General features: G+C 64.1%; 21 protein-coding genes. 11 read left to right on the top strand and 10 right to left on the bottom strand.

Going from position 1 to position 25464, the window contains the following annotated elements:
* Window positions 1-171: 171 nt before the first annotated feature.
* The 3 genes from XarjCFBP7645_RS01820 to XarjCFBP7645_RS01810 form a co-directional block, all read right to left on the bottom strand.
* Complete coding sequence (locus tag XarjCFBP7645_RS01820; RefSeq protein ID WP_104536022.1) at window positions 172-1227, bottom strand: glycosyl hydrolase family 18 protein; 1056 nt, start codon at window positions 1225-1227, stop codon at window positions 172-174.
* 14 nt (window positions 1228-1241) lie between these two features.
* Entirely contained in the window at window positions 1242-2921 is a 1680-nt protein-coding gene (locus XarjCFBP7645_RS01815; protein WP_104536021.1) for an alpha-L-fucosidase, read from the bottom strand.
* A 208-nt stretch (window positions 2922-3129) separates the two neighbouring features.
* A complete protein-coding gene (locus tag XarjCFBP7645_RS01810) occupies window positions 3130-5784 on the bottom strand; it encodes a TonB-dependent receptor (RefSeq protein WP_104536020.1) in 2655 nt (884 codons plus the stop codon).
* Between the two features lie 696 nt (window positions 5785-6480).
* Between XarjCFBP7645_RS01810 and XarjCFBP7645_RS01805 the strand changes: the two genes are divergently transcribed.
* Window positions 6481-7497 carry a glucokinase family protein gene (locus tag XarjCFBP7645_RS01805; protein ID WP_104536019.1) on the top strand — a complete coding sequence of 339 codons (1017 nt, stop codon included), beginning with the start codon at window positions 6481-6483 and terminating at the stop codon, window positions 7495-7497.
* Window positions 7498-7791: 294 nt separating this feature from the next.
* On the opposite strand, the gene XarjCFBP7645_RS01800 is transcribed toward XarjCFBP7645_RS01805, so the two are convergent.
* Both XarjCFBP7645_RS01800 and bioA read right to left on the bottom strand, forming a co-directional pair.
* On the bottom strand, window positions 7792-8526 hold the full coding sequence (locus XarjCFBP7645_RS01800) for a 16S rRNA (uracil(1498)-N(3))-methyltransferase (protein WP_104536018.1): 735 nt from the start codon (window positions 8524-8526) through the stop codon (window positions 7792-7794).
* A complete protein-coding gene (bioA, locus tag XarjCFBP7645_RS01795) occupies window positions 8517-9935 on the bottom strand; it encodes an adenosylmethionine--8-amino-7-oxononanoate transaminase (protein WP_104536017.1) in 1419 nt (472 codons plus the stop codon). The genes XarjCFBP7645_RS01800 and bioA overlap by 10 nt, the downstream gene beginning before the upstream one ends.
* A 41-nt stretch (window positions 9936-9976) precedes the next feature.
* Here bioA and nudE point away from each other — a divergent pair, with 41 nt between their 5' ends.
* From nudE to XarjCFBP7645_RS21585, 7 genes are all read left to right on the top strand, one after another.
* Entirely contained in the window at window positions 9977-10525 is a 549-nt protein-coding gene (gene nudE / locus XarjCFBP7645_RS01790; RefSeq protein ID WP_166774360.1) for an ADP compounds hydrolase NudE, read from the top strand.
* Window positions 10522-11322, top strand: coding sequence for a 3'(2'),5'-bisphosphate nucleotidase CysQ (cysQ, locus tag XarjCFBP7645_RS01785; RefSeq protein WP_024939266.1), 801 nt, complete (start codon window positions 10522-10524; stop codon window positions 11320-11322). Before nudE ends, cysQ begins: the two co-directional genes overlap by 4 nt.
* 177 nt (window positions 11323-11499) lie before the next feature.
* Window positions 11500-12459: a nucleoside triphosphate pyrophosphohydrolase gene (mazG, locus tag XarjCFBP7645_RS01780; protein ID WP_104536015.1), complete on the top strand. Its 960-nt coding sequence runs from the start codon at window positions 11500-11502 to the stop codon at window positions 12457-12459.
* Complete coding sequence (locus XarjCFBP7645_RS01775; RefSeq protein WP_104536014.1) at window positions 12456-12791, top strand: YnfA family protein; 336 nt, start codon at window positions 12456-12458, stop codon at window positions 12789-12791. Before mazG ends, XarjCFBP7645_RS01775 begins: the two co-directional genes overlap by 4 nt.
* A gap of 267 nt (window positions 12792-13058) precedes the next feature.
* Window positions 13059-14168, top strand: a complete 1110-nt coding sequence (gcvT, locus tag XarjCFBP7645_RS01770) for a glycine cleavage system aminomethyltransferase GcvT (protein WP_104536013.1) — start codon at window positions 13059-13061, stop codon at window positions 14166-14168.
* A gap of 145 nt (window positions 14169-14313) precedes the next feature.
* The gene (gcvH, locus tag XarjCFBP7645_RS01765; protein WP_104536012.1) at window positions 14314-14709 is read left to right on the top strand and encodes a glycine cleavage system protein GcvH; all 396 of its coding nucleotides are present in this window, start codon (window positions 14314-14316) and stop codon (window positions 14707-14709) included.
* A 26-nt stretch (window positions 14710-14735) separates the two neighbouring features.
* Entirely contained in the window at window positions 14736-14966 is a 231-nt protein-coding gene (locus tag XarjCFBP7645_RS21585) for a hypothetical protein (protein ID WP_181126111.1), read from the top strand.
* Window positions 14967-15159: 193 nt separating this feature from the next.
* On the opposite strand, the gene XarjCFBP7645_RS21580 is transcribed toward XarjCFBP7645_RS21585, so the two are convergent.
* The 3 genes from XarjCFBP7645_RS21580 to XarjCFBP7645_RS01750 form a co-directional block, all read right to left on the bottom strand.
* On the bottom strand, window positions 15160-15477 hold the full coding sequence (locus XarjCFBP7645_RS21580; RefSeq protein WP_181126109.1) for a hypothetical protein: 318 nt from the start codon (window positions 15475-15477) through the stop codon (window positions 15160-15162).
* 240 nt (window positions 15478-15717) lie between these two features.
* On the bottom strand, window positions 15718-16149 hold the full coding sequence (locus tag XarjCFBP7645_RS21845; RefSeq protein ID WP_243848942.1) for a hypothetical protein: 432 nt from the start codon (window positions 16147-16149) through the stop codon (window positions 15718-15720).
* 642 nt (window positions 16150-16791) lie between these two features.
* The gene (locus tag XarjCFBP7645_RS01750; protein ID WP_181126107.1) at window positions 16792-18135 is read right to left on the bottom strand and encodes a serine hydrolase domain-containing protein; all 1344 of its coding nucleotides are present in this window, start codon (window positions 18133-18135) and stop codon (window positions 16792-16794) included.
* A gap of 369 nt (window positions 18136-18504) precedes the next feature.
* Here XarjCFBP7645_RS01750 and XarjCFBP7645_RS01745 point away from each other — a divergent pair, with 369 nt between their 5' ends.
* A complete protein-coding gene (locus tag XarjCFBP7645_RS01745; RefSeq protein ID WP_104536009.1) occupies window positions 18505-19866 on the top strand; it encodes an NTP/NDP exchange transporter in 1362 nt (453 codons plus the stop codon).
* An 847-nt stretch (window positions 19867-20713) separates the two neighbouring features.
* Window positions 20714-21067: a DUF1304 domain-containing protein gene (locus XarjCFBP7645_RS01735; protein ID WP_104536008.1), complete on the top strand. Its 354-nt coding sequence runs from the start codon at window positions 20714-20716 to the stop codon at window positions 21065-21067.
* A gap of 246 nt (window positions 21068-21313) precedes the next feature.
* Here XarjCFBP7645_RS01735 and XarjCFBP7645_RS01730 read toward each other — a convergent pair whose 3' ends face one another.
* On the bottom strand, window positions 21314-23788 hold the full coding sequence (locus XarjCFBP7645_RS01730; RefSeq protein WP_104536007.1) for an acyl-CoA dehydrogenase: 2475 nt from the start codon (window positions 23786-23788) through the stop codon (window positions 21314-21316).
* On the bottom strand, window positions 23785-24708 hold the full coding sequence (locus XarjCFBP7645_RS01725; RefSeq protein WP_181126105.1) for an alpha/beta fold hydrolase: 924 nt from the start codon (window positions 24706-24708) through the stop codon (window positions 23785-23787). The genes XarjCFBP7645_RS01730 and XarjCFBP7645_RS01725 overlap by 4 nt, the downstream gene beginning before the upstream one ends.
* A gap of 137 nt (window positions 24709-24845) precedes the next feature.
* On the opposite strand from XarjCFBP7645_RS01725, the gene XarjCFBP7645_RS01720 reads away from it, so the two are divergent.
* Window positions 24846-25454 carry a TetR/AcrR family transcriptional regulator gene (locus XarjCFBP7645_RS01720; protein WP_016902764.1) on the top strand — a complete coding sequence of 203 codons (609 nt, stop codon included), beginning with the start codon at window positions 24846-24848 and terminating at the stop codon, window positions 25452-25454.
* Window positions 25455-25464: the final 10 nt, after the last annotated feature.

Here is a 25464-nt window from a genome sequence, read left to right as displayed (position 1 = left end):
ACTGGCGCACGCTTCGTCGGGGGGCGCGGCGTGTGGTGTCGCGCAGCAACCGCGCTCCGCATCGTTGTTGCAGAACGGGCGCGGGCAGTGCGCGCATCGGATTGCAGTGGATGCATTCCGATGCGAACACCGACCGCGCCCGTCATGTCGTGCAGCAGTGCGATGACGCGTTCAGCGCTGCGCGGTCGGCAACTCGTCCCACACCTTCGGGTCTTCGGCGCCCAGCACCCAGCAGCTGAAACCTTCCAGGCCGTACTGCTTCACCAGGTCGTAGCGTGCCTTGAAGCTGCGCGCATCCGGGCGGAACACCCACTCGCGCATGTCGTCGCGGTAGAAGTAGAACCACGATTCCTGCTCGACCGGATCCCATTGCACGGTGGCGTTCTGCTCGATCGCCAGCGGGAACGATTCGTCGGCATCGATGTACGTGGCGGAGATGTTCGACGCTTCGGTGCCGTCTTCCTTGACCGGATTGCCGGTGTACCAGCGGTAGCCGTAAGTGGCGATGCCGAGCGAGAGCTTGTCCTTCGGCACCTGGGTGATCGCGTAGTCCAGGTGCTTTTTCATCCACACCATGCCGTCGACCGGGCCTGGCGTGGTCCAGCGGGTGTGCTGGTCGTAGGTCATGATGCTGACCAGATCCGCGGCCTGGCCCAGCGCCTTGAGGTCGTATGCACCGCGCCAGTACTCCCACATCCACTTGGAGAACTGGCCGCCTTCGGCATGGCCCGGCGCATTGGGCACCACCGCCACCGACATCTTGAAGCCGGCCTTGTGCAGCGCATCGGCGGTCTGCTTGACCATCAGCGTGTAGGCATCGCGGTCGGTCCAGGCGATGTTCTCGAAATCGAACTGGAAGCCATAGTACTTGTGCTGCTTGCCGTGGATCAGCAGCGATTCGATCATGCGCTTCTTGGCGGCTTCGTCGTGCATCAGCTTGTGGAAGCCGTCGCGCCCGGTGGTCATCGACAGGATCGGCATCACCCGCAGGTTCTTCTGCTTGGCGATGTCGTACAGGTACGTGTTGGGTGTGCCGTTGACCAGGCCGTTCTGGTCGACGCCGTACCAGGTCGGCACCACCACGTCGATCTTGTCGACATTGGCCAGGAACGCGTTGGTCGATTTCTGCGTGTTCATCAGATAGAACAACGCGGTGGGGTTCTTGGCCAGGGCCGGGGCGCAGGCAAACGCCAGCGCAAGCAACATCCAGGTCAATCGCTTGCTCATGAAAACAGCATCCGTCAGGGAGTGGAAGAAGAAAGATCGATGCGCAGCACGTAGGCGTGCTCGCCCACTGGCTTGGCAGGCAGGCTCAGATGCAGGCCGTCGGCCTGCAGCTCGAACGGCACCTTCCTGCCGTTGGCCAGCAGCGTCACCGCGCGCACGCCGTCGGCCGGCGTGAGCGAACGGATCACCGCCTTGCCACCGGCCGGCCAGCCGAGTTCGATCGCATACAGCGTGCCATCGCGCGTGGTGAAGCGAAAATCCTCGGCGGTGTACGGCTTGGTCTTGACGTCCTGGAAGGTGCCGCCCACCACTTCGGTCGGGCCTTCGCCATACACGCGCCACGGCTTGCTGTCGTAGATCGCGCCGCCGTTGGTCTTGAGCCACTTGCCGATCGCCAGCAGGATGCCGCGCTCGGTATCCGGGATCGAGCCATCGGCCCGCGGGCCGATGTTGAGCATCAGGTTGCCGTTCTTGGCCACCACGTCGGCCAGCATGTGGATGATGAAGGTCGGCGACTTGTAGGTGTCGTTTTCGATGTAGCCCCACGAGGCATTGCTGACCGAGGTATCGGTCTGCCAATGGGTGGGATGGATGCCGGTGAGCTGGCCGCGCTCGATGTCCAGCGTGCCGGCACCTTCCGGAAACGCGCCCAGCTTGTAGTTCACCACCACGCCGCGATCGGCTTCGGTGCGCGCCGCGCCCTGGTTGTAGTAGTAGGCCAGCATGGTCGGCAGACTGCTGCGGAAGGTGGGGTGGGCAATCCACCAGTCGAAATAGATCAGGTCCGGCTGATAGGTGTCGATCAGCTCGGTGGTACGCGCCAACCAGTCGTCCAGCCACGCCTGCGACACCGGCGTCCAGTCGTTGGCCACATCGGCATCGTCCTTGCCCGGCAGGCGCACCTGCGCCGGGCCGTACAGCGCGGCATAGCGCGGGTCGTTGACGTCCGAATCGAAGGTGCGTCCACCATCGAAGAACCAGTTGTGCTCGGCGCGGTGCGAAGACAGCCCGAAGTGCAATCCCTGCGCGCGGATCGACTTGGACAATTCGCCCAGCAGATCGCGTTTGGGACCCATCTTGACCGCGGTCCAGTCCGACAACCTGGAGTCGTACAGCGCAAAGCCGTCATGGTGCTCGGCCACCGGCACCACATAGCGTGCGCCGGATTGCCGGAACAGCTTGGCCCAGCCATTGGGGTCGAACTTGGGTGCGGTAAATTTGGGGATCAGATCCTTGTAGCCGGAGCGCGCCTGCGGCCCGTAGGTCGCCACGTGATGGGCAAATTCCTTGGAGCCTTCCAGGTACATGTTGCGCGAGTACCACTCGCTGCCGAACGCCGGCACCGAGAACACGCCCCAGTGGATGAAGATGCCGAACTTGGCGTTGTCGTACCACGCCGGTGATTGATAAGCCTTGAGCGCAGCCCAATCGGGGCGGAACGGCCCCTTGCGCGCGCCTTGTTCGGCTTCGCGCACCAGGCGCTCGCGCTCGGGTGCGTACTTGGCGGTGGCGCTGAGCCACTGCTGGTCGATCTGTGCCGGGCTGAGCGTGGTGGCGGTGGGCGCGGTGGGCGATTGCGCGCTGAGCGTGGCAGCAGGCAACGCGAGCAGCAGACCGAGCGCGAGCATTCGCGTTCTGGGTGCAGCTCCGGCGTGGCGGCGGGATGGAGCCGCAGGGCGGCTATCGGTCGTCATGGGAACTGCACTCCTTCAAGCGAGACATGGCGGTTGCAGCGCAGCCGGCACGTGGATGGCAAAAGCGGGCCTGGCCATGCGCCCTCAACCGCGAAGGGGCGTGGCCAGTACCACTCCTTGGTACAACATCGAGCGGTGCGCTGCATGCAACGCACAGCTCAAAAAAAAGCGCGCCACCGTGGAGGGTCGGTGGCGCGCCGGGACTACATCAGAACTTGAAGTTCAACTGGGCCTGATAACCGCGGCCGTTCTTGTACATGCCGATCGGCGCGTACTTGACCTCGTTGTACCAGTAGTAGGTCGAATCCAGCAGATTGGTTGCGCTCACGCTGATGCCCATCCAGTCGTTGATCTGATAGGAAGCGGTCAGGTCTAGCTGCTTGTATTCGTCGGTAAAGACGTTCGAGTTCAAGCGGCCGATCTGAGTGAAGTACTTAGAGCGATAGCTGTAATTCACACGTACCATCCAGTCGCCTTGTTCCCAGTACGGGATCACGTTGTAAGTGTTGCGCGACAGGTATGGAAGATTGAGCCCGCCATCGGAATCTGCTTCGGCGTACGTATAGTTTGCCTGGAGTCCGAAACCATAACCGAAGGCCTGTTGATAGTTCAGCGAGGCACCGGTCACCTTCGCGCCGGTTGCATTGACTGGAGAGCTGATCTGATAGGTGCCGCTGACTCCATTGATCGGATCGGTCAACTGTTGCGCATTGGTGACGGTGACAATGTAAGAGCCGATGTCACGATAAAACACTTCAGCAGACAGCATGCTCGACGGAGCAAAATACCACTCGGCCGCCAGGTCGTAATTGGTTGATTCATATGGCTTTAGGTTGGGGTTGCCGCCGCTGCCCGTCAGGTTGCAGGAGTTCGCATCGGTACAGACGGTGCCATCGCTACTGGTGCTGTTGAGAGAGACCGAGCCTGCCAGATCCTGATAGCGGGGGCGGGCGATGACCTTTGCTGCCGAAAAGCGCAATACCTTGTCGTCGTCGATGTCGTAGGCGATGTTGAAGCTCGGCAAAGGCTTGTAGTAGTTCGTTTTGGACTGAACCTGCGTGAACGTACCCCCATTGGAACTAAGCCAGTACAGCGACTTGTCCATGGTGTCGACGTAACGCACACCCAGGTTGCCGCGCCAGTTGCCGGACTCGAAGTTGAGTTGGGCATAGAGATTGCTGGTGATCTCTTTGACATCGAACATCTGGCCATACTTGTTCTCCAGTGCGCCCTGTGGCAACGACTTTAGATACGAAAGTACAGAGTTGAGATTTGCAGTGGGCCAGTTGACCAGATCGGAGCTGGCATTTAATCCATCGTAAAGGCCGCTAGGGGTAGTTCCTGGATTAAATGACGTCAGCAGCACATCCTGATTGGCGAAGATCGCATTGCCACGCGAGTCTTGGCCATTCTGGTGGTTGATGTACTTGTAGCCCAGCTGCAGCTTGTTGAGCGGACCCCAGTCGAGGTCACGTGCCGCATCGAACTGAAAATACTTTTCCTGATCCTTGCTGGTGGTGTATTCAATGCCGCCAGCCTGCTGCCCGGATTTGAGGCCCCAGTTCGATGCGCCATTGTTGCCATACGTGACGCCTGTGCTGGTGCCGTCATAGTTGAAGTTATAGCCGCCGTCCTGCAGCAGAAACTTCATCAGGTATTCGGGATTCTTGCCGCCGGTAGCCTTGGTATCGCCAATCTGCGTGGTGAAAACCCACTTCTCGCCTAGCCAGTCATGGCGCAGGTTCAAGCTCTTGGTGGTGACTTCGCTCTCGCGATAGTTGGTGTCCAGCTGCGCGTAGGGCTGGTTGCCGTTACCGGCACCGTCGGTCACGGTTGCCTGGGTGATGTAGCCGTTCTGGACGGTTGCGCTGGTGATCTTGTCCTGATCGCCGCAGCCGGGGCAGACGTAGCGCGATTCACTGAAGTTGTTGTACTTGCCCTTGATGTAGACGCCGGTCAGATTGAATTCGTTCTGCTCGTTCGGCTTCCATTGCAATGCACCCTGCAGGCCATCGCGCTGGCGGGTCTGCTGGAAAAAGGCGCTGTTGATACCTACCGGAATGCGGGCAGTGGCAACGTCGCCGCCGTCGCCCGAGATCGCGGCAGTCGGCGCAATGCCGGCGCCGGTGTTGTAACCGAAGAATTCGATACCAGCACGTGCAATATCCTGCTTGTCATGCGTGGCGGAGATCAACGCGCCGAAGGTCTCGTCGTCGTTCTTCCAGCTCCACAGCGCCGAGCCGCGCGGATTGCCTTCTTCCGAACGGTCGTTGTAGTTGTAACCGACCGAGCCGCGGATGGTGTTCTTGGGCAGGTCCAATGGCTTGCGGGTGTGCACGATCACCGTGCCGCCGATCGAGCCTTCGTCGATGCGCGCTTCCGGGGTCTTGTAGACCTCCATCAGGCCGATGATTTCCGGCGACAGCAGGGTGTAGTTGAAGGTACGGCCGCTGGTGTCGGTCGGGTTGCCGCCCCAGTCGCCCGAGGCGATGGTCTGGCCGTTGAGCAGCACGCGGTTCAAGGCCGGGTCGGTGCCGTTGATGCTGACCTTTTCGCCTTCGCCGAACTGGCGATCGACGCTGATGCCCGGCAGGTGCGACAGCGATTCGGCGGCGTTGACGTCCGGGAACTTGCCGATGTCTTCGGCGCTGATCGCATCGACGATCGAGTTGGCCGAGCGCTTGACCGCCTGGCTCTTCTCCAGCGACGCGCGATAACCGGTGACGGTGACGGTATCCAGCTCGGTGGTCGTCGACGGTGTGGCGGCAGCAGCCTGTTGTTCTTGTCCGGCAGCCATTGCAGAGCCGGAGCAGTACAGAGCGGCGGTGATACAGAGTGCTAACGTCGTGGTGCGGCTGTGCATGGCTAAACCTCGTTGGTTAGTGCTGTGAGCGCGCCGCCTCGGAAAGGCGTCACGCGCTCGGCGTGGCCGGCAAAACAACACGCCCTGACCGATCGCGGTGATCGCACTGGCACGCGTCGCAAGCGGCGGGTCCAGGTGATTCGCGTGGTAGAGGAGGTGTCCCCCGTGTGGTGAAGCGATAGAGCGACTGCGACTTCAGCGAGTCGGACATCAGGCGATGTCCCGCTCACGAACCTGGAATGCGCCGGCGAGGGAGGGCCCGTTCCTGAGTGGCGAACAGTCCATGGCCCCGCCTGCCATAACTCCGATTTGGATCGAGTCTCGCGTAGCGTTGACAGCGTTGTCAACACATCGTCACAGATCTCTGAAGCGACTGCGATTGCGCTGCATTGCAGCATTTCCGGTTGACGCCATGCACCTCGTCATGACTGTCGTGCAGCGTGCCAATAGCGCGTCTGTGTTGTGATCGGCCGCTTCTATGGGGAATCGCGTATGTTCGGATGAGAGACCATGGTCTGTGCTGAAATCGTTGCCGCAGGTGCGGATTTTCAGTGGATGATGAAATTTGCGGCATCCTGTTCAAATCGTGACCGCCACGGTTGCGTTGCAAGGCAATTGCTGACAACGTTGTCTGCCGTCACCGTTCGTCTGACGACAGGCGTGACGTCGGCCCGCGGCCACTTATCAGGAGAATGCGTGAGCGCAAGCAGTCCAATGGAAGCGGTGGCCTTTCCGCGCCCCGACACCTTCGTTGCCGCAGACGTAGGAGGGACGCATGTGCGTCTGGCGCTGGTGTGCGAAAGCGTCGATCCACGCCAACCGGTCGTAGTGCTGGACTATCGCAAGTACCGGTGCGCCGATTACCCGGGTCTGGCCGAGATCATGGCCGCGTTCTTTGCGGAGCTGGGCTGCGCACCGGTGCATCGCGGCGTCATCGCCAGCGCCGGGTATGCGCTGGAGGACGGCAGCGTGATCACCGCCAACCTGCCGTGGGTACTGGCGCCCGAGCAGATCCGCCGCCAGCTCGGCATGCAGGCGCTGCATCTGGTCAACGATTTCGAAGCGGTGGCGCATGCGGCCAATTACATGGCCGGCAATCAGGTCATGCAGTTGTCCGGCCCGCCGCAGGGCACACCGGGCCCGGCGCTGATACTGGGTCCCGGCACCGGCCTGGGCGCGGCGTTGTGGATTCCCAACGGTGCCAGCCCGGTGGTGTTGCCGACCGAGGCCGGCCACGCCGCGCTTGCCGCAGCCAGCGATCTGGAGGTGGCCTTGCTGCAGGAGCTACGCCGCACGCGCACGCACGTGGCCACCGAGCACCTGCTCTCCGGCCCGGGCCTGTTGAATCTCTACACCGCGCTGGCCGCGCTGCGTGGCGCGCCGGTGCTGCACGCCAGCCCGGCCGATGTCACTACTGCCGCACTGGCTGGGGATGACGGACTGGCGCGCGATGCGCTACAGGCGTTCTGCGGCTTCATGGGTAGCGTGGTCGGCGACATGATGCTGCTCTACGGCGTGCGCAGCGGTGTCTATCTGGCGGGTGGGTTCCTGCCGCAGATTGCCGCATTCGTGGCCGCAAGTGATTTCGTCGCACGTCTGCTCGACAAGGGCGCATTGCGTCCGGCGCTGGAACAGGTGCCGGTCAGTATCGTCGAGCACGGCCAGCTCGGTGTGATCGGCGCGGCCAGCTGGTTCCTGCAGCACGGCCGCTGAGTGCGTGCGCATCGCCCGGTGCAGCTGTCTGCACCCACCGATCAACTCCGCATCCCCGTAGGAGCGCACCAGGGCGCGACGAGGCGTTACCGATAATGCCCAATCGCGCCCTGGTGCGCTCCTACGAGTCGGCGCGGGTTTAGGGCCGGGACGCAGTGGACGGAGCCATCAACACGCAGCGGACGACGCAACGTCGGGCAACTCCACATCCCCGTAGGAGCGCACCCGGGCGCGACGAAGCGTTACCGATAAACGCCCGGTCGCGCCCAGGTGCGCTCCTACGACGACATGGGGCTATAGATCCCCGAGCCGCGACTGCAGCGCCGCAATCGCGGCCAGCCCCGCGGTTTCGGTGCGCAAAATGCGCGGCCCCAGTTGCAGGCCGCTGAAGCCGGCCTCGGCGAGGGTGGCGCGATCGCGTGGCGACCAGCCGCCTTCCGGGCCGATCGCCACGACCACATGCGGTTGTGCGCCCAGCGCCAGGGTGCCCAGGCGATGCTCGCCGTGCGGGTCCAACGTCAGCCGTAGCGCCTGCCGGTCGCTGGCCTGCGCTGCGTCCTGCAGGCCGTGTGGCGCAGCGACCGTGGGAATGCGCGCACGCCCGGACTGCTCGCAGGCCGACACCACCACGCTGCGCCAATGCGCCAGGCGTTTTTCCATGCGCGCCGGATCCAGCTTGACCTCGGTGCGCTCGGCGTTGACCGGCACGACCGCCGTCACCCCCAGCTCGGTGGCCTTCTGCAGGATCAGATCCATCTTCTCGCCGCGCGCGATGCCCTGGATCAAGGTGATCGACAACGGCGATTCGTTGCCCAGCGGCTCGGCACGTTCCACCAGTGCGCGTGCCTCGCGCTTGCCGGCCAGGGTGATGCGCGCGTGGTAGTCGCTGCCGTCGCCATTGAACAGCACGCAGGCATCGCCCTCGCGCAGTCGCAGCACACGCAGCAGGTGATTGGCCGATTCTTCCGGCAGCGTCACCTCCTGGTCGCAGTGCAGCGGCAGTGCGACATGGGAGCGGGTCAGGCGCATGCGACGGCCTCCCCGATGGCGTGGCGGGTGGTCGCAGCCAGCAGCGCAAGTTGCGCATCGTCCACGCAATACGGCGGCATCCAGTACAGCACGTCGCCGAGCGGGCGCAGCACCACGCCCTTGTCCAGTGCGGCGCGATAGGCCTTCAGGCCCACCCGCGCCGCAGCCGGGAATGGCGTGCGCTTGTCGCCGCCCTGCGTGAGTTCGAACGCCACGATCATGCCGGCCTGGCGCACGTCCGCCACCGCGGGGTGTTCGCCGATCTGCGCAGCCAGCCTGGTCATGTGCGCGGCGGTGCGCTGGTTGCGCGCAATGACATCGTCGTCCGCAAAGATCTGCAGGGTCGCCAGCGCGGCGGCGCATGCCAGCGGGTTGCCGGTATAGCTATGCGAATGCAGGAACGCACGTTCGCGAGCGTCGTCCAGGAACGCCTCGTACAACTGCTGCGTGGCCAGCACCGCCGACAGCGGCAGGAATCCGCCGGTCAGCCCCTTGGACAGGCACAACAGGTCGGGCATGATCCCGGCCTGCTCGCAGGCGAACAGGCTACCGGTGCGACCGAAGCCGGTGGCGATCTCGTCGGCGATCAGGAACACGCCATGCGCGTCGCACAGTTCGCGTGCGCGGCGCAGATAGGCCGGGTGATACATGCGCATGCCGCCTGCGCACTGCACGCGCGGCTCCAGGATCAGTGCGCAGATTTCGCCAGGCGAGTGTTCGAACACCGCCTGTAGCGCATCGGCCGCCTGCAGTGCGTAGTCTTCCGCGCTCTGTCCAGGCTCGGCCAGGTAGGCATCGGGCGAGGGCGCAAAGATCGACTCCAGCAGCAACGGCGCATATACGCGCCGATACAACGGAATGTCGCCGACCGACAGTGCGCCGATGGTCTCGCCGTGGTAGCCGTTCTCCAGCGCCACGAAACGCGTGCGGCGGTGCTCGCCGCGGTTGTGGAAATAATGGAAGGCCATCTTCAAGGCCACTTCTACGCCGGCCGAGCCATTGTCGGCATAGAACACCTTGGACAACGGCGCGCGGCCGGCCTGGCGCGGCGCGATCGCCAGCAGACGCTCGGCCAGCTGCACGGCGGGCGCATGGGTGAAGCCGGCCAGCATCACCTGCTCCAGTTCGCCAGCCTGGCGCGCGATGGCCGCGCCGATGCGCGGTTCGCTATGGCCGAACAGGTTGGTCCACCAACTGCTGACCGCGTCCAGATAGTGGCGGCCGTCGTGGCCGATCAGCCACGCGCCATCGCCACGGGCGATCGGCACCAGCGGAAGTGTGTGCGGGTGCTCGCGCATCTGCGTGCAGGGGTGCCACAGCACCTCAAGATCGCGTTGCCGCCAATGTTCGTCAGCTTGAGAGGCTGCCGGGTCTGCTAGGATTTCGGGCTCATGAACATGTCGATGCATACGCCTATTCTATCGGTCGGCTTCGCCGCTGCGTGCTGCGTATGAGCCCGCGCCTGCCGACCATCCACAAGATCACCGATCTGGGCGACGGGCCGTTCCGTCGCCAGCAGCTGGATCTGGAATTTTCCAATGGCGAGCGTCGCCTTTACGAACGCCAGCTCAGCCAGGGTCATGGCGCGGTGGTGGTGGTGCCGATGCTCGACGCGCAGACCGTGCTGCTGGTGCGCGAGTACGCCGCCGGCGTGCATCGCTACGAGCTGGGTCTGGTCAAGGGCCGCATCGATGCCGGCGAAACGCCGGAGCAGGCCGCCGACCGCGAACTCAAGGAAGAAGCCGGTTACGGCGCGCGCCAGGTGCAGGTGCTGCGTGGGATGACGCTCGCTCCTACTTATATGAGTCACCAATCCTGGTTGGTGCTGGCACGCGATCTCTATCCCGAGCGCCTGGTCGGCGACGAGCCGGAGGAGATGGAAGTGGTGCCCTGGCCGATCGCCCGTCTGGACGACCTGATGCTGCGCGAAGATTTTTCCGAAGGCCGCTCGCTGGCCGCCTTGTTCATCGCGCGCGAGTGGCTGGAGCGCAACCCATGATCCGCATCCCGATGGAACTGCGCGAAACCGTGATCGCCATCGCCCGCGAGGCGGGGGCGGCGATCATGGATGTCTACGCGCAGGATTTCGCAGTGCAGATCAAGGACGACGCCAGCCCGCTGACGCAGGCCGACCTTGCCGCCAATCGTGTCATCGTCGAAGGCTTGCGCCGGGTCACCCCGGACGTGCCGGTGCTGTCGGAAGAATCCGCGCACGTGGCCTGGGAAGACCGTCAGTTCTGGACCAGCTACTGGCTGGTCGACCCGCTCGACGGCACCCGCGAGTTCGTCAAGCGCAACGGCGAGTTCAGCGTCAACATCGCACTGATCCATATGGGTGCACCGGTGCTCGGCGTGGTGCAGGCGCCGGTCGATGGCCGGGTCTGGTATGCCGCGCGCGGCGAGAACGCCTACCGCCGCGATGGCGACCGCGACGAGATGCTGCACACGCGTACGCCGGCGGCCACGCCGCTGCGGGTTGCCGCCAGTCGCTCGCACCGCGACGCCCGCACCGCTGCCGCGCTGGAGCGCATGGGCGAGATCGATGTGGTCGCGCAAGGGTCGTCGTTGAAGTTCTGCCGCATTGCCGAGGGCGACCTGGACGTGTATCCGCGCTTCGGCCCTACCTCCGAGTGGGACACCGCGGCCGGCCAGTGCGTGCTGCACGCCGCCGGTGGTGTGCTGCTGGCCGGCGGCACCGGCAAACCGTTCCGTTACAACCGCCGCGACACCTTGCTCAATGGCGATTTCATCGCGCTGGGCGATCCCAATCTGCCATGGCGCAGCTGGCTGGTGTGAGCATCGCCGACAGCTGCCTGCGCGCCCGCCGGAAGGCTCCGACGGCTGCGCGCAATCCCGATGCAGTCATGTCCAATGCGGTCCTTACGCATCGCCTGCCGCCAGGTGACGCGGTACTTGCCCACGGCATCGCTTGGCCACGCCGCTCAACTGCACCACATCTGCCAGGAACCCACTATGTCTCAGTCCCCGCCGACCGGCGACCTCCAGCGCCTGCTGCAGCTGATGGCGCGCCTGCGCGACCGTGAGCACGGTTGTCCGTGGGATGTGGAGCAGACCTTCGCCAGCATCGCGCCGTACACCATCGAAGAAGCCTACGAAGTCGCCGACGCCATCGATCGCAACGACCTGCCGGCTCTGCGCGACGAGCTGGGGGACCTTCTCTTGCAAGTGGTCTTCCATGCGCAGATGGCCGCCGAGCGGGGCGCGTTCGGATTCGCCGACGTGGTCGCCACGCTCAGCGACAAGCTGGTGCGCCGCCACCCGCATGTCTTCGCCGAGCAACGCGCCGACGATGCGCAGGCGGTGAGCGCCAACTGGGAGCAGATCAAGCGCGACGAACGTCGCGCGGCGGGCCATCAGGACGACTCCGCGCTCGCCGGCATCGCACGCGGCCTGCCGGAATGGCAGCGCTCCACCAAACTGCAGGCGCGTGCGGCGCGGGTCGGTTTCGATTGGCCCGGCCCGGCCCCGGTGCTGGAAAAGCTGCAGGAAGAAATCGAGGAGCTGCGCGTGGAGTTCGGCCGTGGCCCGGTCGCCGACAACCAGGCCCGGCTGGAGGACGAGCTCGGCGATGTGTTGTTTGTCTGCGCCAACCTGGCGCGCCATGCCAGGGTCGACGTGGGTGCGGCGCTGCGCCACGCCAACCTCAAGTTCGAGCGTCGCTTTCGCGCAATGGAAGCGCAGGCGCAGGCGAACGGCACCTCCTTGGTCGCACTCTCGCTGCAGCAACAGGAGGCGCTGTGGCAACAGGTCAAGCGCGGCGAACGCGGCGGTGATCCGTCTGCTTTCGGTCACCTGGCTGCCGCAACGCCTGTCACTGACGCGCCGGCGGTCGGCGATCAGGCGCGCGACACCTCCGAGCTGCAGCAAGCTGATGCCGGCAAGCAGGGCGTCGGCAAGCCAGGCCGTGCATGAATGTCGCACCGACCACGCTGTTGTTGTTCGCGGCCACCGCCATCGCCGAGCTGGTCGGTTGCTACCTGCCTTATCTGTGGCTACGTAAAGGCGGCAGCATCTGGTTGCTGCTGCCGACGGCGTTGAGCCTGGCCATCTTCGTATGGTTGTTGAGCCTGCATCCCGATGCCAGCGGGCGCGTGTATGCCGCCTATGGCGGGGTCTACATCGCCAGTGCACTGGTGTGGCTGTGGTGGGTGGACGGGGTGACGCCGACGCGTTGGGATCTGCTTGGCGCAGCGTGCTGCCTGCTCGGCATGGCGATCATCATGTTCTCGCCGCGCGGCGTCTGAGCGCGCCTTCGCAGCAACGTCGGCGTTTCGCAACGCGCGGTTGCCTGCTCCGTTGCGGCGAGATGCGCAACGCCGACACCTTGCAGGTGCAGGCGTCCGGTTGATCGGGCCAGGCACGCGGGTCGCGCCGAGGCAGCGATGCTGCAGTGCGGCGCGATATGGCGCGGCCAGGTCCGGCTGGCGCAGCGCGCTGCTGCGTGGCCTGCGCCGTTCCCCCAAGCGCGGCCGGGCGGCGATAATGGTCCTCTTTCCCTTGGACCGGCGCGCATGACCCAGAAGACCATCCTCAACGACACCCATCGTGCGCTTGGCGCCAAGATGGTCGACTTCGGCGGTTGGGACATGCCGATCCATTACGGCTCGCAGCTGGACGAGCACCATCAGGTGCGTCGCGACGCCGGCATGTTCGATGTCAGCCACATGACCGTGGTCGACCTGCACGGTCCACGCGTGCGCGAGTTCCTGCGCTACCTGCTCGCCAACTCGGTGGACAAGCTCAAGGTCTCCGGCAAGGCGTTGTACACCTGCATGCTCAATCCGCAGGGCGGGGTGATCGACGATTTGATCGTCTACTTCCTGCGCGAGGACTTCTTCCGCCTGGTGGTCAACGCCGCCACCCGCAAAAAGGACCTGCAGTGGATCGGCGAACAGGCCGCAGCTTTCCAGGTGCGCGTGGAAGAGCGCGGCGACTTTGCGATGATCGCCGTGCAAGGCCCCAACGCGCGCGCCAAGGTCATTGAACTGGTGGATCCGGCCGATACCGCAGCGGCGAGCAAGCTCGGCCGTTTCGCTGCGCTGCAGACGCGCTCGCGCGATGGGGTGGAGCTGTTCCTTGCGCGTACCGGTTACACCGGCGAAGACGGTTTTGAAATCGTGTTGCCGCAGGAGGCAGCGGTGGCGTTCTGGAACGCACTTCTCGCGCAAGGCGTCAAGCCGGCCGGTCTGGGCGCCCGCGACACCCTGCGTCTGGAGGCCGGCATGAATCTCTACGGCCAGGACATGGACGACACGGTCAGTCCGTACGAGGCTGCGCTGGCCTGGACGATCGCCCTGGACGACGGCCGCGACTTCATCGGTCGCGCCGTACTCGAGTCGCAGAAAGCGCAGGGCGCACCGCGTCAACTGATCGGTGTGGTGATGGATGAGAAGGGCGTGCTGCGGCATGGCCAGACCGTGCTCAGCGCCAGCGGCGAAGGTGAGATCCTGTCCGGCACCTTTTCGCCCACGCTCGGCAAGGCGATCGCGTTCGCGCGTGTGCCGGCCGGCAGCATCGATGCGCTGCGCGTGGACATCCGTGGCAAGCAGGTGCCGTTGCGCGCGGTGAAGTTTCCGTTCGTGCGCGACGGCCAGGCGCAGCCCGGCGTCCTTGGCGAATGAGTCAAATGCTGCCGGACATGCAAACATCCGGCGGCGTGCAACATCCGTCGCCACCCGCCATCTGCCGACACGCGTGCACCTGTCTTGTCGTGCGGTCTAAACTAGCCACCTGTCCCCAACCCCTCAGTTTCCCCGGAGCACACCCATGAGCGAGATCCCTGGCGACCTCAAGTTCCTAAAGTCCCACGAGTGGGCCCGCGTCGAAAGCAGCGGCCGCGTGACTGTCGGCATCTCCGACCATGCGCAGGGCTTGCTGGGCGACTTGGTCTATGTCGAACTGCCCGGCGTCGGCGACACCGTGCAGGTTGGCAACGGCGCGGCGGTGGTGGAGTCAGTCAAGGCCGCCTCCGACGTCTACAGCCCGGTCAGCGGCACCGTCGTTGAGGTCAACAGCGCACTCAGCGACAAGCCGGAAACCATCAACGAAGACGCCTACGGCGAAGGCTGGATCTTCGTGGTCGAACTCGACGACAAGGAAGAGCTCAACGACCTGCTGACGCCGGACGACTACGCCGAGCTGCTGGAAGACGACGCGCACTGACTTCGCCTGGCCCGTCGCAGACCCGGATGGCCGCTCGTTGGAGCGGCCATTTTTTTTGCCTGCGCGGCGGTGGCCGCGCGCCGATCCTGCCCGACGACGGCGTGCATCTTGCCGATCTGCACGCGACCGATCAGTGCCGGCTGTCGATCGCGGCCCATGCCGTTGCCGATGTTCGACAAATCGCACTTGCCAGCGGTCTTCGCGCGCCACATCGTCCAACACGATGCCACCATCGCGGTGCCGGATTTCTGACGTGAGCTAATCGTGAGGAGATGGCGTGCAGCCGGTGAAGAATGTCTGCAGCATCGCGTGCGTCCAACATCGGACACGGTGTGCAGTGCATGCCGTTGGCAACGCATGCGGATGCACGCATGGGTCGAGAACCGCGCAATAAGTTTGCGCATTTTTGCTTGTGCGGCGCCTCAGGCAAGCTTGGCGGATAAAAAATTTTCAGCTGGCGGACAGGCGGTGCGCACTGCGGCGAGAAGGTGTGCGCCGCTCCATCGGTGCAGCGGACAACGGCACGCTTGTCTGCATCGCAAAAAAAAAACAGCACAAAAGAAGTGCTTTTTTGAAAACGCCGTTGCACGACCGCATGCGAAGGGCAGCTGCGCGCGGCATCGCGCAGCGTCTTTGGGGCATCTCGACGGGGCGCATGGCGACGAGGTGTTGAAAAAAAAATGCAAAAGACTGTTGACAGTAAAAAAAAGCGTGATTAGGTTTCGCCCAGCAGACGTTGCTGCGAAAGAGAGTGAGCAGGATCAACATCAAGCCGACACGCTTGTTTCAGATGTCCACCGAAGCGCTATCCACGGTGGAGCTGGGTCCGCTTCTCTCCAAAAAAGCAGCAGTCGCTCCGATCACGCACCCGCGTCGCAGTTCGATGCGGGTGTTTCTGTATCCGTCCCGTCGCGCATTACCTGCGGATGGTTCCCGACGACGGCGTGCCGTTGCGGGGTTTGCTTCAACTGGGCGTTTCACCTCCATAGTTCACTGACGAGGAGCCAATTACATGGCCACTGCAAAAGCTGCGAAAAAGAAACCCACTGCCAAAAAGGCAGTGAAGAAGACTGCCGCCAAGAAGGCCGTCAAGAAGGTCGCCAAGAAGGCGACCGCCAAGAAGGCAGTGAAGAAGACTGCTGCCAAGAAGGCCGTCAAGAAGACTGCAAAGAAGGCAACCGCCAAGAAGGCAGTGAAGAAGACTGCAAAGAAGGCAACCAAGAAGACTGCCGCCAAGAAGGCAGTGAAGAAGACTGCGAAGAAGGCGACCAAGAAGACCGCCGCCAAGAAGGCAGTCAAGAAGACCGCCAAGAAGGCAGTCAAGAAGACCGCCAAGAAGGCAGTCGCCAAGAAGGCGACCAAGAAGTCCACCACCAAGAAGACTGCCGCCAAGAAGCCTGCTGTGAAGAAGGTCGCCAAGAAGAAGCCGGCCGTTCGCAAGAAGAAGGCCGCTCCGGTCGCGCTGCCCGCAACCCCGGCGCCGCTGATCTGATCCGCACTACCCGATCGCCGTAAACATCGAGCTCTCTCCCCGACGCCCAGCGGGGAGGGAGCTTTTTTATTGGTCCAGAACGTCCATGATCGAGGACGTGCCGGTCGCACGCAGGCAGCCAAAGCTATGGCTGCCGGATGCGCCGCGCTCTGCGTGACGGAATGTCAGGCCGAAGCGTTGTGGCTATCGCCGCCCTATTCGCCACTTGCGATTCGCCACCGCTTGCTCCGGTCCATCCCTTCTGGTGGGCTGGACCGCTGCGCCGTCCGCCCAGCTGACCATCGTCTGTCCTGATCGGCAGTGCCGCCATCGATTGGCGTAGCGGTGCGATGGGTTGGTCGTGCCAAGCGAGGGAGATGCATTGGGCAGCATCATGTGGCGACGAACCACCGCCCGCTTTTTCAGTTAGGCCTGACGCGCTTAGTCGAAAAGGTGAATCAGACCTGCGCCTGCCATGACCGTCATCGCAGGGCCATGGAGCGATGCCCGGCTTCCGGCCACCGATGTCGACACGCCCGATTCGATCCTGCTGGCCAGAAACGACACAGGCGGCCGAAGCCGCCTGTGTGCGAGGTCGCAGCAAGCTCCACTTAGCGCGGCGATGCCACCGACTTGCCGGACGAAGCGCCTTTGCCGGCAGGGTCGGGACGCTCGGCCAGCATGTTCTCGCTGCCGAAGTCGCCATCCACATCGATATCCAGCCAACGCTTGGCGGGCAGGCCCAGCGCACGATCCAGAATGGTCGGCAGCATGCCGGAGGGCAAACCGCTCTCGCCGTTCCACATGATTGCGATGCCGAGATCGCGCTCGGGCAGCAGTGCGACCAAGCCGCGGTAGCCTTGCACTGCGCCGGCATGGAAGACGACTTGATGGCCGGCGTAGTCGAACACGCGCCAGCCCAGCGCGTAGCTGGCAGCGTCCACGCGCTCGTGGCGCCAACCCGAACGCATTTCCCCTGGTGTGGAGATCAGCGGCGCGTGCAACGTCGCCAGCAGCGGCGCAGGCAGCACGTCGGTGCGGTGGCCGGTGTGCGCGAGCAACCACTGCGCCATGTCGCTGGCGCTGGCATTGACGCCGGCAGCGGGGGCGAGGCGGTAGTAAGTCGGCTTGGGCGTCAGCGACACCCAGCCATTGCGGCTGCGCACGTGCGGGCGCGCCCAGCGTGGACTGGCCTGGATACCGGCCAGACCCATGCTCGCATCGTTCATGCCCAGCGGCTTGAAGATGCGGCGTTCCACCGACTGCTCGTAGAAGCTGCCTGACGCAGCGAACACCACATCGCCGACCAGGCTGAAGGCAACGTTCTGGTACGCATAGCAATCGCCGGGCGCGCAGCGCAGCGGCGCGGCGGCAAGCTTGTGGCTGAGCGAGTAGTAGTCGACGTTGGACTCGATATCGTTGTCGTAGGCATTGCGGGTCAGCCCGACGCGGTGGCTGAGCACCTCGGCAACGGTGAGTTGCCGGGTGGCGACGTTATTGCTGAGCTGGAAGCCGGGCACGTAGTCCACCACCTTGCTGTCCCAACGCAGCACGCCGTCGTTGACCAGCAACCCGGCCATGGTGCCGGCAAAAGCCTTGGACAGCGATGCAAGACGGAACACGGTGTGGGCATCGACCGGCTGCGGGTGATTGACGTCGGTGACGCCGTAGCCGCGCGCGCTCAGGACCTTGCCGCCCTGCACGATCGCCATCGCCATGCCGGGCAGGCGATTGCCGTAGGTCAACTGATTGGCCATCGATTCGAACGCGGCCACATCGAACCCGGCAGCCGGGGCAAGCACCTGGCTGGCCGGGAGCGACGCACGATATTGCAGCGGAGCGGTAGGCGACTGCACGACGGTGGCCGGCTGCAGCGCAGAAGCAGTCGGCGCGGGTGTCTGCGCGGTGGAAGAGAGGGCCAAAGGCAATAACGCCCCGAGCAGCCCGATGGCCAACGGTCGGAACCGTCGGCGCCTGCGCATTTGAGTCATGATCATCCCGCCTGTTCCACTGCCTCCGGCGATTCTAGCGCCGCGCTTCGCAATAGCACAAACTGCCAGAAGATGAATGGGCATCATATTGATCCTATTGATGATTTTAGGTTCATAAATCGACTTGCTCGGCGCCTTTGCAGCGCAGCGCGGGGCCCGTACGGAGACAGCTGCAAGCTGCGTGCCGTACTCGCACGCGATCGATATGGTCCGTGCCGCCCGCTGCCGCTGGTGATGCAGCGCGGCATCGGCTAACTTGCGCGCTTGTATCGCGGGTGTTGCCGCTGCCATGTCCCTGCTGTCGCGCCCGTTGATGCGAGCGAGCCTTACCCGATGACCAGCCCATCTCCGCCGCGCTCGGCGGCTGGCCGTCTGAGTGCGGCATTGCGCAGCTCGCCGCCGCTGGCGTGGTCGTTCCTGTACTTCTTCTGCCTGCTCAGCGGCTACTACGTGCTGCGTCCGGTGCGCGAGGCGATGAGCGCGTCGGCGGATGTTGAAGCGATCTTTCCCACCGGCATGATCGCCTTCTTCGCTGCGCGCGGCATGCCGCTCAAGGACTTCACCCTGCAGGTGCTGTTCACCTGCACCTTCCTGATCATGGTGTTGCTGCAGCCGGTCTACGGCGCGCTGGTCAGCCGCCATCCGCGCCGGGTGTTCCTGCCGGTGGTATATGGCTTCTTCATCGCGACCCTGTTGCTGTTCTACGTGTTGTTCGACAGCGGCGTGCCCGGGCGCGGCATGGCGTTCTTCTTGTGGGTGACGGTCTTCAACCTGTTTGCGGTGGCGGTGTTCTGGAGCTTCATGGCCGACGTCTTCAGCAATGCCGAAGCGCGCAATTACTACGGTTACATCGGCGCGGCCGGTACGCTGGGCGCGTTTCTCGGGCCGATCCTCACCCGCACGCTGGTCGAGCGCATCGGCATCGCACATCTGATGCTGGTGTCGGCCGGGTTCCTGACGGTGTGCGTGGTCTGCGTGCTGCGTCTGCGCTTGTGGGCGGTTGCGCGCGAGCAGGAGCGACAGCTGAGCTCCGGCGAGGTGCCGATGGGCGGCGATGTGCTGGGCGGGCTCAAGCTGATCGTGCGCGAGCCGTTGCTGCGCTGGCTGGCCTTTGTGGTGTTGTTCGGTGTGGGCGTCGGCACCTTGCTCTATAACGAGCAGGCAGCGCTGGTACGGCGGCTCTACACGGACGCAGCGGCCGCCACTGCCTATTACGCGAGTATCGACCTGGCGATCAACGCGCTTACCCTGGTCTTGCAGCTGCTGGTGACGCGCGCGCTGTTGTCCCGCTTCGGCATCGCACCGGCGCTGCTGATCCCGGGCGTGGCGATCACGCTGGGCTATGCCGTGCTGACGGCCTCGCCGTTGCCGATGATGCTTGCGATCGTGCAGGTGATCACCCGCTCCAGCGAGTTCGCGCTGGCCAAGCCGGCGCGCGAGACCTTGTACACGCGGGTGGAGCGGGAATGGCGCTACAAGGCCGGTGTGGCGATCGACACCGTGATCTACCGCGGTGGCGATCTCACCTTTGTGTGGGTGCACAAGCTGGTATCCGCATTCGGCTCCAGCGCAGTGTTCGGCGTCGGTCTGCTGGTGGCATCGGGCATGACCCTGGGCGCGTTCGGCCTGCTGCGCGAGGCGCGCAAACTGCCCGCAGAACGCGATGCGGAAACGAGCAAGCACACCTCCGACTAGAAGCAGCCAGCAAGACGACTTCGTGGGTATCAGGCGGGCGCGACCATTGCTTGGAGCGACATACTGTGGGGGTACCAGCCCGTGTGGATGGCTTTCGACAACGCCATCTGCAAACTTCCTGATGCGGCGAGGGCGCCGCGCATTCTATTGACCAGTTCTTGACTGGATCCGCTGAATGACGCTTGGCCTCGGATTCTTGGTCGCCTTATTCGGGGTGCTGGGCCAGTGCAGATAGATCGGTTTTACAGCGGATGATCTGCGGCCTGGTTGCAGGGTCCTTGCCCGCCCACCATCGCAGGACACGCCGCAAGTACGTCCCTGTAGGCTCTTACGCGGCATCCATGCCGCGTAAGGTCCCGCGACGGTGAGCGGGCAAGGACCAGTCGAGATGGTCGGTGTGCACAGGCAAGCAGGGCATGACAGGCATTGTTTGCAGCATGCCCAATCAGTTGCCAAGACAAGCCGAGCAGCAAGCAGGCTTTCAATGAAGCAACCTATGGCACCGCGCGCTCGATTCACTGAGCTCTTGACCGCGGCATTGGGCTGCACCTAAACGATGCCGCTGTTTGAACTAGCCGCGTTTGCCTTCGGGCGAGCGTGGCGAGCAAATAGATCAGTTGTAGAGCGCTTGATCTGCAACTCGGCTGCAGCACCTGTGCCCGCCCACCAACCACCGCGGGACACGTCCGCGGGAGACGCCGCCGATTCCGGCAATCGCGACGCTCCGATCGTGCAGGTCCCGTACATCGCCATGCACCGCTGGCGCGATGGGTTCCATCGCCTGCTCTGAACAACAGGACCGCAATCGCAGCTATGCTGACCGTTACATCCACCACGCCGATCCGCCATGTCCCTGTTTGCCATCGTCGCCGGTCTGTGCGTCGCTCTGCTGCACGTCTACATCCTCGTGTTGGAGATGGTGCTGTGGACGCGGCGGCTGGGCTTGAAGACCTTCCGCAATACCCTCGAGAAGGCGCAGGCCACACGCGTGCTGGCGGCCAACCAGGGTCTGTACAACGGTTTCCTGGCCGCGGGCCTGTTCTGGGGCGCGCTCCAGGCCCGCACCGATGTGCTCAGCTTCTTTCTGGGCTGTGTCGTCGTGGCAGGCTGCTACGGCGCCTACAGCGTCAACCGCCGCATCTTTTTCGTGCAGGCCTTGCCCGCGCTGATTGCCCTGGCGTTGCTGTGGTTGCCGCGCTGAGGCGGCTTGCTCGCTGTCTGTAGGAGCGGGCCTGCCCGCGATGAGGCGTTACCGGTGGAGCTTCATCGCGGGCAAGCCCGCTCTTACCAGACAGTCCACCGGGATTGCAGTTGCTGGGGACTGGTCGAAGACGCTGACGGCAGGCAGTGCAGTTGCGAAATGCTCGGCCTCCACCACAGCCAGTCTCCACAAACGACAACGGCGGGCCGAAGCCCGCCGTTATCTGCTGTTACCCTGCCCTGAGCCTTACGCCGCTTCGCGCGGTTGCTGGGCCTGCGGCTTGTCGTAGTAGCTGGCCGCGCGCAGCTCGTGCGGATCGAAGTCGTCAACGGTGATGGTGTCCATCATCATCTCGCGCAACTCCTCCAGCTGCCTGCGCTCGTCGCCGGTGATCACGCCTTCGGCCACGGCCTCGTCCAATTGCGCGGTAAAGCCCAGCGCTTCGATGCCCTTGGTCTTGAGCGCCTTGAGGAACTTGCGCTCCACCGGCTCGGCCAGCACGGCCTTGGCCAGATAGCTGGCGATACGTCCGCCCGGATTGTTGGCGCACGGGGTCAGGAACACACCCTGGCCCAGACGGTCGCGCGCTTCGTTCGGCGTCATCAGGATCGATGCCACGCGATGTCCCAGGCGGTCACCCGGTGCTTCGGCACGACGGCCCAGCGGGAAGATCAGCACCCACATCAACCAACCCACCGGACGGATCGGGAAGTTGCGCAACGCCGCGGACAGCGCGGTTTCGATCTTGTGCACGCTGTCATGGAAAGCCCAGGCCAGCAGCGGCTGATCGGTCGCCGGCGCGCCCTCGTCGTGATAGCGCTTGAGCATCGCGCTGGTCAAGTAGATATGGCTCAGTACGTCGCCCAGACGGCCGGACAGCGATTCCTTGAACTTGAGCTTGCCGCCAAGCATCAGCATCGATACGTCGGCCATCAGCGCCAGGTTGGCGGAATAACGGTCCAGCTTGCGGAAGAAACGCCGCGTGTACACGTCGCCCGGCGCTGCACCGATGCGCGCACCGGTCAGCCCGAACCAGAACGAACGCACTGCGTTGGAGATACCGAAGCGGATATGCCCGAACAGGCTCTGGTCGAACTCTTCCAGGCCACGCCGCGTATCCGGATCCTGCGCCGCCTGCATCTCCTTCATCACCCACGGATGGCACAGGATCGCGCCCTGGCCGAAGATCAGCAGGCTGCGGGTCATGATGTTGGCGCCTTCCACGGTCACGCCGATCGGCGCCGCCTGCCAGGCGCGGCCGGCAAAGTTGCGCGGCCCCAGGATGATGCCCTTGCCGCCGATCACATCCATCATGTCGCTAACCACTTCGCGGCCCATGGTGGTGCAGTGATACTTGGCGATCGCCGATGGCACCGACGGCACGTCGCCACGGTCCACCGCCGCAGCGGTGGCCTGCGACAACGCGCTGATCGCATACGCCTTGCCGCCGATCCGCGCGAGCGCTTCTTCCACGCCCTCGAAGCGGCCGATCGACAGGCCGAACTGCTTGCGGATGCGCGCATACGCGCCGGTCACCACTGCGGCGTACTTGCCGCCGCCGCTGGCCGTGGAGGGCAGGGTGATCGAGCGGCCCACCGCCAGGCACTCGTTGAGCATGTTCCAGCCCTTGCCGACCATCTCCACGCCGCCGATCAGCTGGCTCAGCGGGATGAACACTTCCTCGCCGTGGATCGGGCCGTTCTGGAACGGCGAATTGAGCGGGAAATGGCGACGGCCGATTTCCACGCCGGGGGTCTCGCGCGGCAGCAGCGCCAGGGTGATGCCGATGTCCTTCTTGTCGCCGATCAGGCCATCCGGGTCGTAGGCGCGGAACGCCAGGCCGATCAACGAGGCCACCGGCGCCAGGGTGATGTAGCGTTTGTCGAAGGTGAGCTTGACGCCGAGGACGTTGGCGCCATTCCACTCGCCCTTGCAGACGATGCCGTAGTCGGGGATCGAGGTCGCATCGGAGCCGGCGAACGGGCCGGTCAGACCGAAACACGGCACCTCGGCGCCGACCGCCAGACGCGGCAGGTAATAGTCTTTCTGTTCCGGCGTGCCGTAATGCAGCAGCAGCTCACCCGGCCCGAGCGAGTTGGGCACGCCGACGGTGGAGCTGACCACGCTGGAGATCGAGGACAGCTTCTGGATCACCTTGTGATGCGCCAGCGCACTGAAGCCCAGGCCGCCGTACTGCTTGGGAATGATCATGCCGAAGAACTTGTTCTTCTTGATGTACTCCCACAGCTCCGGTGGCAGGTCGGCGTGGACGTGCGTGATCTCCCAATCGTTGACCATCTTGCACAGCTCTTCGACCGGGCCGTCGAGAAAGGCCTGCTCTTCGGCGCTCAGTTGGGGCTTGGGGTAGTTGAGCAACTTCTGCCAATCCGGGTCGCCGGTGAACAGCTCGCCTTCAAAGCCCACCGAACCGGTTTCCAGCGCGATGCGTTCGGTCTGCGACAGCGGCGGCAGCACCTTGCGGAAGAAGCCCATCAGCGGCGTGGTCAGCAGTGGCTTGCGCAGGAACGGCAACAGCACCGGCGCGGAGACCAGTACCACCAGCACGGCAGCGGCGATGGTTGCGGTGAGATTGGCACCCAGCAACCAGCAGGCCACCAGCACACAGGCGCTCAGCGCAACCCAGGTGGCAAGACGCATGCGGTGATAGGCAGCGATGCCCGCCGCCAGGATGACGAGGAGGAACGGTGCAACGATGCTCATGGTCTTGCTCCAGTGACATGCTCGGTAATGTTGGACGCTACGATGGTGCCAACCGGGGGCAGTGCGTCCAGATAATGCAACACGGTTGCGGTAAACGTGGTGTTGTCGTCGCCGGCCAGCATGTGTGTGGCATCGGGCAAATGCACGTGCTGCGCATGCGGCGCGATCGACAGGAATTCGTTGATATTGTCCGGCGTGACCAGATCACTGCGCCCGCCGCTGATCAGCAGCATCGGGCAACGCACCTGCGCGGCGGCGTGCAGCAAGGTCTGCTGCTGTGCGTGCGGATCCTGTCCCGCCAGTTCGTCGACCAGCCGCGGATCCCAATGCCAGTGCCAGCGACCGTCCGCGCGCCGCCTCAACAAGGCCTGCAACTGCTCGGCCGTCTTGCGTGGGCGCTGCGGCATATACGCGGCAATTGCGTCGGCAGCGGCATCCAGCGATGCAAAGCCATCCGGATGCGCGGTCATGAAACGCAGGATGCGTTCCACGCCGGCAGTATCCCAGCGGGGCGTGATGTCGACCAGCACGATCGCGCGAAACAGACCTGGCCAGCGCGCCTCCGCAAGCAGGCCGAACAAGCCGCCCATCGACGCGGCGACCAGCACCGGCGGCTCGGCCTGCTCGCCTGCCAGCACAATCAAGTCATCAGTGAATTGGGTGGACGAGTAGGGCAGGCCTGGGTCGTTGAAACCGGAATCGCCATGACCGCGCGCATCGTAGGCCAACGCTCGGTAGCCGGCATCGGCCAATCGAGCCGCGGTGCTTCCCCACGCATGCCGATTCTGTCCGAACCCGTGTGCCAGCAGCACCGTCGCCGCGTGGTCAGCACCTCGCACCGACACGGCAAGCGATGTCTCGCCAGCGTCGATGCGACTGGCAGACGCACTGTGGGCGAGGCTAGGAGAGGACGTGACCATACCTCATGGTATGGACCTGCCCTGGCTGCTGTCAATACTGCCTGGTATGGACGGTTAAGCCATTGAATCGTGGCATTTGTATGTCCTTTTTGTGATGCATACTGCAACTGACTCAAGCGTATGGTTAAATCGCGTCAATGAATGACATTACCGACCCAAGCCTCACCACACCCCGCGCCACGTCCGGTCGCGGCAATCGCCTCAGCGCGGATGATTGGGCACAGGCCGCACTGGACCTGATCGCAGAACAAGGGGTGGGCGCCGTCGCGGTCGAGCCGCTGGCACGCCGTCTCGGCGTGACCAAGGGCAGCTTCTACTGGCATTTCCCCTCGCGCGATGCGTTGCTGCAGGCAGCCCTCGAACGTTGGGAGATCTTCGAACAGAAGGAAGTGTTCGGCAGCCTGGAAGACGTCCCGGACCCTAGCGCACGCTTGCGCGCGCTGTTCCAACTGGTCGCGCACGAAGTCAAACCGCATGTGATCTACAGCGAATTGCTCAAGGCACTGGACCACCCGGCCGTGCGCCCGGTCATCGACCGTGTCTCGCAGCGCCGTCTCGACTACCTGATCGCTTCGTTCCGCCAGGCCGGCCTGAGCCGCACCGACGCCCAGCACCGCGCGCGCCTGGCCTATGCCGCCTACGTCGGCTTCCTGCAGCTCTCGCTGCAACTGCAGCAACCCAAGCAAGCCCGCGAAGATTTCGAAGCCTACGTCGAGCATGTGATCCAGACCTTGATTCCGGGGTAGGGTCTCAGGC

It is taken from the genome of Xanthomonas arboricola (assembly GCF_002940665.1).
GTDB classification, from domain to species: domain Bacteria; phylum Pseudomonadota; class Gammaproteobacteria; order Xanthomonadales; family Xanthomonadaceae; genus Xanthomonas; species Xanthomonas arboricola_B.
This window is presented reverse-complemented; position numbering and strand designations above follow the sequence as displayed.